At 65.7% G+C, this 12,785-nt stretch carries 13 protein-coding genes; 7 read left to right on the plus strand and 6 right to left on the minus strand.

Annotation, left to right across the window (positions count from 1 at the left end; genetic code table 11):
- The first annotated feature begins 48 nt into the window (after nt 1-48).
- Entirely contained in the window at nt 49-666 is a 618-nt protein-coding gene (locus OCW50_RS03355; RefSeq protein ID WP_262269733.1) for a helix-turn-helix domain-containing protein, read from the plus strand.
- 193 nt (nt 667-859) lie between these two features.
- On the opposite strand, the gene OCW50_RS03360 is transcribed toward OCW50_RS03355, so the two are convergent.
- The 6 genes from OCW50_RS03360 to uraH form a co-directional block, all read right to left on the minus strand.
- Nucleotides 860-1,807, minus strand: a complete 948-nt coding sequence (locus OCW50_RS03360) for a cytochrome c (protein WP_262269732.1) — start codon at nt 1,805-1,807, stop codon at nt 860-862.
- Between the two features lie 58 nt (nt 1,808-1,865).
- Nucleotides 1,866-2,303: a c-type cytochrome gene (locus OCW50_RS03365; protein ID WP_262269731.1), complete on the minus strand. Its 438-nt coding sequence runs from the start codon at nt 2,301-2,303 to the stop codon at nt 1,866-1,868.
- A 136-nt stretch (nt 2,304-2,439) separates the two neighbouring features.
- Nucleotides 2,440-2,757 carry a rhodanese-like domain-containing protein gene (locus OCW50_RS03370; RefSeq protein WP_262269730.1) on the minus strand — a complete coding sequence of 106 codons (318 nt, stop codon included), beginning with the start codon at nt 2,755-2,757 and terminating at the stop codon, nt 2,440-2,442.
- Nucleotides 2,758-2,827: 70 nt separating this feature from the next.
- Nucleotides 2,828-3,274: a peptidoglycan-binding protein LysM gene (gene lysM, locus OCW50_RS03375; RefSeq protein WP_262269729.1), complete on the minus strand. Its 447-nt coding sequence runs from the start codon at nt 3,272-3,274 to the stop codon at nt 2,828-2,830.
- Nucleotides 3,275-3,352: 78 nt separating this feature from the next.
- The gene (gene puuE / locus OCW50_RS03380; RefSeq protein WP_262296440.1) at nt 3,353-4,795 is read right to left on the minus strand and encodes an allantoinase PuuE; all 1,443 of its coding nucleotides are present in this window, start codon (nt 4,793-4,795) and stop codon (nt 3,353-3,355) included.
- Between the two features lie 2 nt (nt 4,796-4,797).
- Entirely contained in the window at nt 4,798-5,151 is a 354-nt protein-coding gene (gene uraH, locus OCW50_RS03385) for a hydroxyisourate hydrolase (RefSeq protein WP_262269727.1), read from the minus strand.
- Nucleotides 5,152-5,353: 202 nt separating this feature from the next.
- Between uraH and OCW50_RS03390 the strand changes: the two genes are divergently transcribed.
- From OCW50_RS03390 to OCW50_RS03415, 6 genes are all read left to right on the plus strand, one after another.
- On the plus strand, nt 5,354-6,580 hold the full coding sequence (locus OCW50_RS03390; RefSeq protein WP_262296441.1) for a urate hydroxylase PuuD: 1,227 nt from the start codon (nt 5,354-5,356) through the stop codon (nt 6,578-6,580).
- 42 nt (nt 6,581-6,622) lie between these two features.
- Nucleotides 6,623-7,057 carry a GlcG/HbpS family heme-binding protein gene (locus tag OCW50_RS03395; RefSeq protein ID WP_262296442.1) on the plus strand — a complete coding sequence of 145 codons (435 nt, stop codon included), beginning with the start codon at nt 6,623-6,625 and terminating at the stop codon, nt 7,055-7,057.
- Nucleotides 7,058-7,228: 171 nt separating this feature from the next.
- A complete protein-coding gene (locus tag OCW50_RS03400) occupies nt 7,229-8,815 on the plus strand; it encodes a peptide ABC transporter substrate-binding protein (protein ID WP_262296443.1) in 1,587 nt (528 codons plus the stop codon).
- An 85-nt stretch (nt 8,816-8,900) separates the two neighbouring features.
- Nucleotides 8,901-9,821, plus strand: coding sequence for an oligopeptide ABC transporter permease OppB (gene oppB / locus OCW50_RS03405; RefSeq protein WP_262269723.1), 921 nt, complete (start codon nt 8,901-8,903; stop codon nt 9,819-9,821).
- 8 nt (nt 9,822-9,829) lie between these two features.
- Nucleotides 9,830-10,972 (plus strand): ABC transporter permease subunit, encoded by a 1,143-nt coding sequence (locus tag OCW50_RS03410; RefSeq protein ID WP_262296444.1) that lies wholly within the window; start codon nt 9,830-9,832, stop codon nt 10,970-10,972.
- A gap of 1 nt (nt 10,973) precedes the next feature.
- Nucleotides 10,974-12,623 carry an ABC transporter ATP-binding protein gene (locus OCW50_RS03415; protein WP_262269721.1) on the plus strand — a complete coding sequence of 550 codons (1,650 nt, stop codon included), beginning with the start codon at nt 10,974-10,976 and terminating at the stop codon, nt 12,621-12,623.
- Nucleotides 12,624-12,785: the final 162 nt, after the last annotated feature.

Raw genomic sequence — 12,785 nt, forward strand, 5'->3', positions numbered from 1 at the left:
CAACCGTTTTGAGGAACGAACGTTCTCTATTTCGGAACAGAGGCAGTGATGGGCGTCGAGGGCAAAGAGCGGAGCCGGGACCTGGAGACGGGTGCGCAGGTTCTGTCCGGCAACATGGGCAAGACGATCCAGCGGCTGCGCAAGGCCTACAACCTGTCCCTGTCGGAACTCGCCGAACAATCCGGCGTGGCGAAGTCGATCATCAGCCAGATCGAGCGCAACGAGACCAACCCGACGCTCGCCACCATCTGGCGGCTGAGCCAGGCTCTGGACGTCTCCATCGAACGGGTTCTCGCCTCCGGGGACGAGGAGCCCTTCATCGAGAAATCCTCCAAGGCCGACACCCCGATCCTCGTGTCCGAGGACGGCAAGATGCGCCTGGCCATCATCGGCTGGCTCAAGACCATCGAGTGGCTGCAATGGTACGACGTGCAGTCGGAGCCCGGCGGGGTGCTCGATTCCGACAGCCACCAGCGCGGCTCGGTGGAATGCCTGTCGGTCCTGGAGGGCGAGTTCGAGGTCGAGGTCGGCGGCGTGATCCAGCAGGCGAAGGCCGGCGAAAGCCTGCGCTATCGCTGCGACCGTCCCCATTCGGTGCGCTGCATCGGCGATGCGCCGGGCCGGGCCACCATGGTGTGCATCCTGAAGGCCGCCGTGATGGATTGACGCCCGGGGCTTCGCTTCCCGGGTCGTCCAGGTCCGACACTCTCCGACGTCATGGCCCGGCTCGTCCCGGCCGTCCCGATCCGGCGAGGCTCCACGCTTCAGACAACCGGGATCACCGGCACGAGGCCGGTGATGACGGAGGGAAGCAATCGATGGAGCCGTCCCCGACGCGGTCGAGCGCCGAACCGCCCCGTCACTCCGGCTTCTTGAAGCCCTGCTTCGGCGGCAGCGACAGGAGGTATTCGGCCATGGCCCGACGGTCCCCGTCGGGCAGGTGAGCCGTATTGGCCACCACGGCGCCCATCGGTCCGCCGACCGTGTCGAAATTCGGCGTCTCGCCGGTCTTCAGCAGGGTCGTGAGGTCGTCCGGCGTCCAGCCGCCGATTCCGGTCGGATGCGGGGTGATGTTCGGCACGGTCCCACGCCCCTCCGGATCGGGGCCGCCGGCGAAGCGCCGTTCCTCGATGATGGCTCCCGCCATGTTGCGCTCGCTGTGGCACTCGGCGCAGTGGCCCGGCCCGTTCACCAGATAGGCGCCCCGGTTCAGGCTCTCGGACTTGGCCGGATCCGGCCGGAAGGCTTGGCCGTCCAGGAAGGCGAGCTTCCACAGGCCGAGGCCCCGGCGAATGTTGTAGGGGAACGGCAGCTCGTGGTCCGGGGCCCGCCCTGCGACCGGCTGAAGCGTCATGATGAACGCGAAGAGGTCGCCGAGATCCTCGGGGCTCATGCGCTGATAGCTGGTATAGGGGAAGGCCGGATAGTAATGGCGGCCGTCGGGCGAGAGGCCCTGGCGCATGGCGCGGACGAAATCCGCCGTGGTCCAGGAGCCGATGCCGTCCTGCTTGTGGGGCGAGATGTTCGGGACGTGGAAGGTGCCGAACGGCGATTTCAGCGCATAACCTCCCCCGAGCCGCAACTTGTCGTCCTGGTTGGGCACCGCGTGGCAGGAGGTGCAGCCGCCCGCGAAGAACAGGGTGCGGCCGTTCTCCGTGTTGGGCTGGCGGGCCGGCCCGGAGGCGGCTTCGGGAGAGGCCTGGCCGTTGCCCCGGATGAGGGCGTAGGCCGCCGGAGAGGTCAGGCCCCAGAAGCCCCCCGCCCCGACCAGGACCAGAACCAGAAGTGCCACGATCGCCTTGCGCATGCCGTTCTCCAAACGAAACGGGCGGCCGACGGCCGCCCATTCTAAAGCTTCTCAGGCCTTACGAGCTCTTCTTGCGGAACTCGTTGTGGCAGGTGCCGCAGTTCTGCAGCACCTTCGGCATCTCCGTCTTGAACGAGGCCTCGTCCTTGATCGTCGCCAGGGCGGTCTGGGCATCCTGGCTCATCTTGTTCCCATAGGACTCGAACTTGGCCTTGTTCTCCCAGACGGACGGCAGGGCCTCGGTCTTGGGCGCGTCCTTCGAGTTCTCGGGGAACAGGGCCACGAACTTCTTCGGGTTCTCGGCGAGGACCTTCAGGCTGGCCTGAACCTTGGCGAGATCGAAAGGCTCCTGGCCGCGCATCATGCCGCCGATGGGCCGGGTCTGGGCGGCCATCTCCTTCATGAGACCCTGGCGCTGCTCGACCACATTGCTTTGCGCAATGGCGGCCGTCACTCCGAGCGCCAGAAGGCTGGCGACGAGAATAGTAGACTTCATATGTTCCTTCCCCTCATGGGCGCGATCGATGCGGTCCGGACGAAGCATCGTCAGCGGGCCGGCATTAGGGCACATCTCGCCAAGCTTGAGCACTCTACCTTAGAACACATCTATGTGAGGTGCGCGTCCCGGGAGCCTATTCCACAGGCTCGCCGGAGGCGGCCCAATCCTTGAACCCGCCCTTGTAGTGCTCGCGGATGTCGCGGCCGGCCGCCTGGGCGAATTCGATGGCCCGCACGGATCGGACACCGGCCGCGCACGAGAACACGATTCGCTTGCCCTCGGGCAGCGCCGACGGATCGAAGGAGGAGAGCGGATGGGACACGGCCCCGGGGATGTGGCCGGCGGCGAATTCGTGCGGCTCGCGGACGTCGACGAGCACGAACGAGCCCTCCTGCAGGCCCTGCTTGACGGCCTCGCGGTCGAGATCGATGACTTTGGGCGCTTCGCTCATGAAAAATCCTCCCTGCGGCGGGTCACACTCATACCGGCTTCGCAGGGAGGAGCGCAATCGGGCCGCCCCGTCAGGCGAGCGGCGGAATCCGCAGCACCCAGCCGGGCTGAATCATGTCCGGATCCTTGACCGGCGGAGAGTTCGCCTTGACGATCTCGGTGTATTTCGCGCCCTTGCCCTTGCCGTAGTGCTTCTCGGCGATCTCCCAGAGGGTGTCGCCCTTCTGGACCGTGTACATGGTCGAGGTCGGCGCGGGCTGCTGCACCTGGAGTTCGCTCGTGTCGACCTCGGCCACCCCATAGGTGTTGCCGAGGGACAGGATGATCTTCTCGGCCTCCTCCTGGTTGGTCGCCTGGCCGGACAGCTTCACCTTGTCGCCTTCGACCTGGATGCCGAGCTTGCTCGCGTCGAACCCATGGCCCTGGACCTCCTGCTGCAGCTTCTCGGGCGTGGCCGCGGCCGCGCTGCCGCCGAAGATCTTCGCTCCGGCCTCCTTGATGAACTTGAACAGACCCATATCGTCCTCCTTTGGCTCCTGCCCGGCTCATGATGGCCAAGCTGGGAGGAAGACGCGCGGTGATCTCAACGGTTCCGGTCAGGCCAGGGACGAGAAGACGTCGGCGAGCGATGGCAGGCGATCCTTGAGCCGGAGCAGTCCGATCAGCTCGATCTGCGCGATGGCGGTCTCGAATTCCACGTCGGTCTCGTGATCGAGCCGCTCCTCGAAGGCCGCGAGGATCTCCTCCTTCGAGCGCCCCTTCACGGCCATGATGAAGGGGAAGCCGAATTTCTGCCGGTAGGCGTCGTTCAGCTTCAGGAACCGGTCGCGGTCCGCCTCGGTCAGGCTGTCGAGCCCGGCGGAGGATTGCTCGCTGCGGGAATCCGCCGTGAGGTCGGCGAGCTTCAGGCGGCCGGCCAGATCCGGATGGGCGTTGATCAGCGCCTGCTTCTGCTCGTGGGTCGCCTCCGAGAGCACCTGCACCATGGCGGCATGAAGGCCCTCCGCCGTATCCTGCCCGGCGGTCAGCCCGGCCTCGTAGGCGTGCTCGGCGATCCAGGACGAATGCTCGAAGATGTCCCCGAAGAGCTCGACGAACACCACCCGGCTCATGCGGCTGGGCCTCACGTCGGCCGGGCGGTGACGGCGGATCCAGTGGCGCGCGATGTCGACGCGCCGCGTCACCCAGACCTTCTCGTGGGACGCCACGTAGTCGAGGAAGCGGGCGAGCGCCGCGGCCCGGCCGGGGCGGCCGACGAGCCGGCAATGGAGGCCGACCGACAGCATCTTCGGCGCGGTCTCGCCCTCCGCATAGAGCGTGTCGAAGCTGTCCTTCAGATAGGCGAAGAACTGGTCGCCCGCGTTGAAGCCCTGCGGGGTGGCGAAGCGCATGTCGTTGGCGTCGAGCGTATAGGGCACGATCAGCTGGGACCGGTCCCCGTGCTGCTCCCAGTAGGGCAGCTCGTCCGCGTAGGAATCGGCGCTGTAGAGGAAGCCGCCCTCCTCCGCCACCAGGCGGTTGGTGTGCTCCGAGGTGCGGCCCGTGTACCATCCGAGAGGCCGCTCGCCCGTCACCTCGGTGTGGATGCGGATCGCCTCCTTGAGGTGCGCCCGCTCCTCCTCGGCCGAAAAATCCCGGTAGTCGATCCATTTCAGCCCGTGGCTGGCGATCTCCCAGTTCGCCTCCTTCATGGCGGCGACCGCGTCCGGGTTGCGCATGAGCGCCGTGGCGACCCCGTAGACGGTCACCGGCATGTTGCGCTGCGTGAACATGCGCCACAGGCGCCAGAAGCCCGCGCGGGAACCGTATTCGTAGATCGACTCCATGCTCATGTGCCGCTGGCCGAGCCAGGGCTGGGCTCCCACGATCTCCGACAGGAACGCCTCGGAGGCCCGGTCGCCGTGCAGGATGCTGTTCTCGCCGCCCTCCTCGTAGTTGATCACGAACTGGAGGCAGATGCGGGCCCCGTTGGGCCAGCCGGCATCGGGCGGGTTGCGGCCGTAGCCGACGAGGTCGCGGGGATAGGAGGTATCGGGCAAGGTCAGCTTCCTCGATAGGTGGAATAGCTCCACGGCGAGACGAGGAGCGGGACGTGATAATGCCCGTCGGGCTCCGCGATGGTGAAGCGGATCGGCACGACGTCCAGGAACGGCGGATCGGCCGTGGCGGTGCCCAAGGATCTGAAATAGGCCCCGACCGCGAAGACGATCTCATAGGTTCCGGCGTGGAAGGCCTCGCCGATCATCAGCGGCGCATCCGTGCGCCCGTCCGCATTGGTGGTCGTGCGCATGACCGAGCGGCGCTGGGTCCCTTCGAGGGCGAAAAGCTCGATGGCCACGCCCCTGGCGGGTGTGCCGTTGGCGGTATCGAGAACGTGGGTGGACAGGCGTCCCATGAAACCTCGCGGCAGGTCTTGCGTCCTTCGGGCCGTGGACTCTTCCGGGACCATGCTCCGCCGTCAAGCGCATCCATAAGTCTAGTTGCACAAGTCTTGGGCTTCCGCGACAGGGATCCTGTTGAAAAACCGGCAGGACGGGCCTTCCGCCAAGGGAGGCCGGGGCCTAGGCTGTGACGTCCTTCTCTGACCAAGTGGCTGCATGATCGACCCGCAAATCTCCGAATGGATCAGCCAGCTCATCCGCTGGGTCCATGTGATCACGGCCATCGCCTGGATCGGCTCGTCCTTCTATTTCATCCATCTGGACCTCAGCCTCAAGAAGCGCGAGGGGCTGCCCGAGGGCGTCGGGGGCGAGGCCTGGCAGGTCCATGGCGGCGGGTTCTACAACATGCGCAAGTATCTCGTTGCGCCGCCCGAGCTGCCCAAGGAGCTGACCTGGTTCAAGTGGGAGAGCTATTCCACCTGGATCAGCGGCTTCTTCCTCATCGTGTGGGTCTACTACCTCCACGCGGACCTCTACACCATCGACCCGACCGTGCGGGCTCTCGAGGCCTGGCAGGCGCCGGCCATCGGGATCGGCGGCATCGCCCTGAGCTGGCTGGTCTATGAGGGTCTCTGCCGGTCGCCGTTGGGCAAGAACGGCGTCGTCCTGGGCGTGGCGCTCTTCGCCTATATCCTGCTCGCGGCTTTCGCGTTCACGCAGGTGTTCAACGGACGCGCGGCGTTCCTTCATACCGGCGCCATGATCGCCACCTGGATGTCGGCGAGCGTCTTCTTCATCATCATCCCGAACCAGAAGAAGGTCGTGGCGACCCTGCTCGCCGGCGGCTCGCCCGACCCGAAGCTCGGCAAGGAAGCCAAGCTGCGCTCGACGCACAACAACTACCTCACGCTGCCCGTCATCTTCCTGATGCTGTCGAACCACTATCCGCTCGCCTGGTCGTCGCGCTACGCGGTCGCCATCATCGGGCTGATCGTGATCGCCGGCGCCGTGATCCGGCACTTCTTCAACGCGCAGCATGCGGGCAAGGGCTCGCCCTGGTGGACCTGGGCCGTGGCGGCGCTCTGCGTCTGGGCCGCGATCTGGCTGTCGATCATCGGCAAGCCGGGGAACGCCAACCTGGCGGCGGCCCCGCCTGATGCGACACCCGCGACCGTCGCGGCCGCCTTCGACGAGGCCGTGCTCACCATCCAGTCGCGCTGCTCCATGTGCCATGCGGCCGAGCCGGTCTGGGAGGGGATCACGATCGCCCCCAAGGGCGTGCGCCTCGACACGCCCGAGGAGGTCGCCCGTCATGCGGAGATAATCCGGGTCCAGAGCGTGCTGACCCACGCCATGCCGCCCAACAACGTGACCGAGATGACCCTGGACGAGCGCAAGGCCGTGGCAGCCTGGCTGGCCGCCAGGGACATCGCCACGCGCTGAAGCACAACCCTGCACCGACAACGACAACCCATGGAGGATCCCGTGACCGAACTCACCCTCGAGACGGCTCAGAAAATCGCAACCGCCACCCTCAAGACCGCGCGGGAAAAATCCTTCAAGCCGCTGTCCGTGGTCGTGTACGACGCCCGCGGGGCCCTCAAGGCCCTCCTGTCCGAGGACGGCACCAGCCTCAAGCGGGCGGAGATCGCCATGGGCAAGGCCTATGGCGCCCTGGCCCTCGGAGTGGGCTCCCGCGCCCTCCACAAGATGGCGACCGACCGGCCCTATTTCGTCGCCTCCGCCACCCATGCGGTCGGCGGGCAGCTCGTGCCCGTTCCGGGCGGCGTTCTGATCAAGGACGGACAGGGGCAAACCCTGGGTTCGGTGGGGGTCTCCGGCGACACCTCGGACAACGACGAGATCGCCGCAGCCGGCGGGATCGAGGCCGCCGGACTGGTGTTCGACACCGGCGCCTGAATCCTTTCCCGAACGTCAAGTACTTGAAATCAATGGACTTTATTGACTTTTCGGGATAGTACTGGACATAAACAGTTGATTGATCAACAAATAGGGCAAGGTCACTGCCCTAAAGGTCCTGACCGAGATAATCCAGAACCCTGAAATATAATCAGAAAGGGAACGCGTCCGATGTCATCATGGATCAAACGCACGGCTCTTGCCGCCGTCGCCACGGCCGCCCTCATGGGCGCCGCGTCGGCTGAAGTCGTCTACAACCGCGCCAATTCGGGCGAGCCGGAAACGCTCGACACCCACAAGACCTCGACCGTCCAGGAATCCCACATCCTGCGCGACATGCTCGAAGGCCTGGTGACCTACAACGCCAAGGGCGAAGCGGTTCCAGGCCAGGCCTCGAAATGGGAGATCAGCGACGACGGCAAGACCTATCGCTTTACGCTCCGTGATGGCCTGAAGTGGTCGAACGGCGATCCGGTCACGGCCGAGGACTTCGTCTATTCCTACCGCCGCATCATGGATCCGGCGACGGGCGCGAAATACGCCAACATCCTGTATCCCATCAAGAACGCCGAGAAGATCAACAAGGGCCAGGGCAAGCCCGAGGAACTCGGCGTGAAGGCGCTCGACCCCAAGACGGTCGAGATCACCCTCGAGGCGCCGACCCCCTACTTCATCGAGCTTTTGACCCACCAGACCAGCCTGCCGGTTCACAAGGCCTCGGTCGAGAAGTTCGGCAAGGACTTCGTGAAGCCGGGCAACATGGTGACGAACGGCGCCTACAAGCTGGTCGAGTTCGTGCCGAACTCCCACATCAAGCTCGCCAAGAACGAGAACTACTACGACGCCAAGAACGTCCAGATCGACACGGTCAACTACTTCCCGACTCCGGACTTCGCCGCCATGGTGCGCCGCTACGAGGCAGGCGAGCTCGACACCACGGACGACGTCCCGGCAGACCAGATGAAGTCGCTCAAGGAGCGCTTCAAGGATCAGGTCCGCCTCGGCCCGTATCTCGGCACCTGGTACATGGTGGTGAACTCCTCCAAGGCTCCCTTCAACGACGTGAAGGTGCGCCAGGCTCTGTCCATGCTGATCGACCGCGAGTTCATCGCGGAGCAGATCTGGGGCCAGACCATGCAGCCCGGCTACTCGTTCATGCCTCCGGGCGTGGGCAACTACGGCGACCCGGCCTACATGTCCTACAAGGACCAGTCGCCGATCGACCGCGAGGACGCCGCCAAGAAGCTTCTCACGGAAGCGGGCTTCGGCCCGGGCAAGCCGCTGAAGGTCGAGATCCGTTACAACACCACGGACAACAACCGGAACACGGTCATCGCCATCTCCGAGCAGTGGAAGCAGGCCGGCATCGAGACGTCGTTCATCAACACGGACGGCAAGACCCACTTCGCGCATCTGCGTGACGGCGGCGACTTCGACGTGGCCCGCTACGGCTGGATCGCCGACTACTCGGATCCGAACAACTTCCTGTTCCTGCTCAAGAGCGACAACAAGGGCTTCAACTACGGCAAGTACAACAATCCGCAGTTCGACAAGCTGCTCGACGATGCCGCCAAGGAGCTGGACCTGAAGAAGCGCGCCGACATGCTCAAGCAGGCCGAGGCGATCCTCATGAAGGACATGCCCTGGATCCCGATCATGTACTACGGCAAGAGCAACCTGATCTCGCCGAAGATCAAGGGCTTCGTGCAGAACACCCGGGGCGTCTATCCGACGCGGTTCCTGTCGAAGACGCAGTAAAAATAAATCTGATAAGGGGGGCGGTCTGCTCGTCAGGCCGCCCTATTCTTTTATTGTTATGCTGTAGCAGCAGGAGGAGCTTCCCATGCTCTCCTTCATCTTTCGCCGCTTCCTGTCGGCCATCCCTACCCTTTTCATCATCGTGACGATCTCGTTCTTCCTGATCCGGCTCGCCCCCGGCGGGCCGTTCGATCTGGAGCGGCCGCTCGAGGCCAAGGTGATGGAAAACCTCAACCGGATCTACCAGCTCGACAAGCCGCTCTTCCAGCAGTACCTGCTCTATCTCGGCGCGGTCGTTCGGGGCGATTTCGGGCCGTCCTTCATCCTGCGCGACTTCTCGGTGGGCGAGCTGTTCGCCCGTGGGCTTCCGATCTCGATGACCCTGGGCGCGCTCGCGCTCTCCTTCGCCGTCCTCGTCGGCGGCACCCTCGGGTCCATCGCGGCCCTGCGCCAGAACAGCACCGTCGACTACCTGGTCACGGGAATGGGCGCGCTCGGCCTCACCATCCCGAACTTCGTGGTGGCGCCGATCCTCCAGATCGTCTTCGGCCTGGCGCTCGCGTGGCTTCCGGTGGCCGGGTGGGCGAACGGCAACGTCCGCAACCTCATCCTGCCGGTTCTCGTGCTGTCCCTGCCGCAGATCGCGGTCGTCGCGCGCATGACCCGCGCGGCCATGATCGAGAACCTTCGTTCCAACCACATCCGCACCCTGCGGTCGCTGGGCCTGCCCACCCGGGTGATCGTGGCCCATGCCCTGCGCGGCGCGGCCCTGCCGGTGGTGTCCTATCTCGGACCGGCGGCGGCGGCCCTGCTCACCGGCTCGGTCGTGGTGGAGACGATCTTCGGCCTGCCGGGCATCGGTCGCTACTTCGTCGAAGGCGCCCTCAACCGTGACTACACCCTCGTCATGGGCACGGTGGTCGTGGTGGCGGTCTTCGTGCTGCTCTTCAACCTCGTGGTCGATATCCTCTACGCCCTTATCGATCCGCGCATTCGCTACGAGTGAGATCTCCCATGGCCGAAGGCGCCGTTCTTCCCGTCGAGACCATGACGGGCCCCATCACCGGACGTTCCCTCTGGGCCGAGGCCCGGGGCCGTCTCATCCGCAACCGCGCGGCGCTCACCAGCATCATCGTGCTGGGCCTGATCGCCCTCGCCTGCATCTTCGGACCGTTTGTCACGGGCCATCCCTTCGACCGGGTCTACCCGGATTACGTTAAGGTGCCGGCAAGCCTGGAGGCCTATCCGAAGGCCGACCAGATCGAGCCGAACATCGAGCGCATCGGCGCCCGCGTCCGGGCCAAGGCCGAGGGGATCACGGTCGGCGACGACGTCGTCCACATGACGCTCGTCAGCTCGAGCAGCCGGCCGATCGACGAGCGGCTTCTGGCCTATTTCGAGCGCTCGGACCTGTTCGGGCCGGCGCGCGTCGTCGAGAAGCAGCAGGAGGGCCAGCGTCTCGTGGTCGACGTGCCCCTGAAGCGCCAGTATTTCTTCTTCGGCACCGACACCAACGGGCGCGACCTTCTCACGCGCACCATGAAGGCCGGCCAGGTGTCGCTCGCCATCGGCCTGCTCGCCACCTTCGTGGCGATCCTGATCGGGGTGATCTACGGCGCCACGTCGGGCTATCTCGGCGGGCGCGTCGACCTCGTGATGATGCGCGTCGTGGACATCCTCTACTCGCTGCCCTTCATCTTCTTCGTGATCATGCTGGTCGTGTTCTTCGGCCGCAACTTCGTGCTGATGTTCATCGCGGTCGGCGCGGTCGAATGGCTCGACATGGCGCGCATCGTCCGCGGGCAGACGCTGTCCATCAAGCGGCAGGAATACGTCCAGGCCGCCGAGGCTCTCGGCGTCGAGACGAAGGGCATCATCCGCCGCCACGTGATCCCCAACACGCTGGGGCCCGTCGTGGTCTACATGACCCTGCTCGTCCCCAAGGTCATCCTTCTGGAGAGCTTCCTGTCCTTCCTGGGGCTGGGCGTCCAGGAGCCCAACACCAGTCTCGGCGTGCTGATCTCCGAAGGCGCCAAGAACATCCAGGGCGCGACCTGGATGCTGATCTATCCCTCCATCACGCTCGTCGCGATCCTCTTCTGCCTGAACTTCATCGGCGACGGCCTGCGCGATGCTCTCGACCCGAAGGATCGCTGACATGAAGGACGCCACCATGGCCGAACCGGTTCTTTCCGTCCGCAACCTTCACGTCCGTTTCCGCACCGGCGACGGCATCCTCCATGCGGTGAAGGGCATCGACCTCGACATCAACCCGGGCGAGACCGTCGCCATCGTGGGCGAATCCGGCTCGGGCAAGAGCCAGACCATGATGTCCGTCATGGGGCTGCTCGCCTCGAACGGCTGGGCCGAAGGCTCGGTCAAGTATCGCGGCGACGAGCTGGTCGGCCTCTCGCCCGACAGGCTCAACGCCTATCGCGGCTCCAAGCTCACCATGATCTTCCAGGAGCCGATGACCTCCCTCGATCCGCTCTACCGGATCGGCGATCAGCTGAGCCTCCCGCTCACCACCCACGGGGGCCTGAGCAAGGCGCAGGCGCGCAAGCGCGCCATCGAGCTCCTGGAGCTCGTGCGCATTCCGGACCCGGCCCGGCGCATCGACGCCTACCCGCACGAGATGTCGGGCGGCCAGCGCCAGCGCGTGATGATCGCCATGGCGCTCGCCAACAACCCGGACGTGCTGATCGCCGACGAGCCGACGACCGCCCTCGACGTGACGGTGCAGGCCCGCATCCTGGAACTCCTGGCGGATCTCCAGAAGCGGCTCGGCATGTCGATCGTGTTCATCACCCACGACCTGGGCGTGGTGCGCCGCTTCGCCGACCGCACCTACGTGATGAAGCGCGGCGAGGTGGTGGAGAGCGGCGCCACCGAGGCGATCTTCGCGTCCCCCAAGCATCCCTACACGCAAATGCTCATCGACGCGGAGCCGACCGGCCGCAAGGAGCCCGTTCCATCGACCGCCCCGGTGGTGCTCGATGCGCGCAACATGGCGGTGCAGTTCACCCTGGAGAAGAGCTTCTTCGGCAAGGCCACCCACGTGCTCAAGGCCGTCGACGACGTCAGCCTGCGGGTGCGTGCCGGCGAGACGGTGGGCGTGGTGGGCGAATCAGGCTCGGGCAAGTCGACCCTCGGTCGCGCCATCCTGCGCCTGCTGCCGGCCTCCGGCCTCGTCCGGTTCGAGGACCGCAACCTCATGCCCCTCGACCGGGGCGGCATGCGCCCCCTGCGGCGCCATCTGCAACTGGTCTTCCAGGATCCGTTCGGTTCCCTCTCGCCGCGCATGACGGCGGGCGAGATCGTGACCGAGGGCCTCCTCGTCCATGAACCCAGCATCTCCCGCAAGGAGCGCGACCGGCGGGCCGCCCAGGCGTTCGAGGAGGTGCAGCTCGACGCAGGCTGGCGCAACCGCTTCCCGCACGAATTCTCCGGCGGGCAGCGCCAGCGCATCGCCATCGCGCGCGCCATGATCCTCCATCCGAAGCTCGTGGTGCTCGATGAGCCGACCTCGGCGCTCGACCGCTCGGTTCAGAAGGAGATCGTCGACCTGCTGCGCAACCTGCAGAAGGCCCACGGCCTCGCCTACATCTTCATCAGCCACGACCTGGCGGTCGTGCGCGCGCTCTCGGACGAAATCATGGTGATGAAGAGCGGCAAGGTGGTCGAGCGGGGCACCGCGGAGGAGATCTTCGACAGGCCGCAGGAGGACTATACCCGCGACCTGATCGCCGCCGCGTTCCTGACGGAGCGCAACGGGGCCGAGCCGGCCGTACGACCGCTGGCTTCCTGAGACCCAGGCATCCACGTCCTCACGTCGTCACCGGCCTTGTGCCGGTGATCCCGGCGGGAAGAGCGCCGCGACTCACAGCATCGGGATGGCCGGCACAAGCCCGGCCATGACGACAGGGGGCCGGACGCTCAGGCGGAGAGCCGCGCAGGCGCGACCTTGCGC

It is taken from the genome of Microvirga sesbaniae (genome assembly GCF_025460805.1).
GTDB classification, from domain to species: Bacteria; Pseudomonadota; Alphaproteobacteria; order Rhizobiales; family Beijerinckiaceae; genus Microvirga; species Microvirga sesbaniae.

Bases quoted from the DNA above. Each gene is read 5' to 3' on its own strand.
- OCW50_RS03355 (WP_262269733.1), top strand. From the start codon at position 49: ATGGGCGTCGAGGGCAAAGAGCGGAGCCGGGACCTGGAGACGGGTGCG.
- OCW50_RS03360 (WP_262269732.1), bottom strand. From the start codon at position 1,807: ATGCGCAAGGCGATCGTGGCACTTCTGGTTCTGGTCCTGGTCGGGGCG.
- OCW50_RS03365 (WP_262269731.1), bottom strand. From the start codon at position 2,303: ATGAAGTCTACTATTCTCGTCGCCAGCCTTCTGGCGCTCGGAGTGACG.
- OCW50_RS03370 (WP_262269730.1), bottom strand. From the start codon at position 2,757: ATGAGCGAAGCGCCCAAAGTCATCGATCTCGACCGCGAGGCCGTCAAG.
- lysM (WP_262269729.1), bottom strand. From the start codon at position 3,274: ATGGGTCTGTTCAAGTTCATCAAGGAGGCCGGAGCGAAGATCTTCGGC.
- uraH (WP_262269727.1), bottom strand. From the start codon at position 5,151: ATGGGACGCCTGTCCACCCACGTTCTCGATACCGCCAACGGCACACCC.
- OCW50_RS03390 (WP_262296441.1), top strand. From the start codon at position 5,354: ATGATCGACCCGCAAATCTCCGAATGGATCAGCCAGCTCATCCGCTGG.
- OCW50_RS03400 (WP_262296443.1), top strand. From the start codon at position 7,229: ATGTCATCATGGATCAAACGCACGGCTCTTGCCGCCGTCGCCACGGCC.
- oppB (WP_262269723.1), top strand. From the start codon at position 8,901: ATGCTCTCCTTCATCTTTCGCCGCTTCCTGTCGGCCATCCCTACCCTT.
- OCW50_RS03410 (WP_262296444.1), top strand. From the start codon at position 9,830: ATGGCCGAAGGCGCCGTTCTTCCCGTCGAGACCATGACGGGCCCCATC.
- OCW50_RS03415 (WP_262269721.1), top strand. From the start codon at position 10,974: ATGAAGGACGCCACCATGGCCGAACCGGTTCTTTCCGTCCGCAACCTT.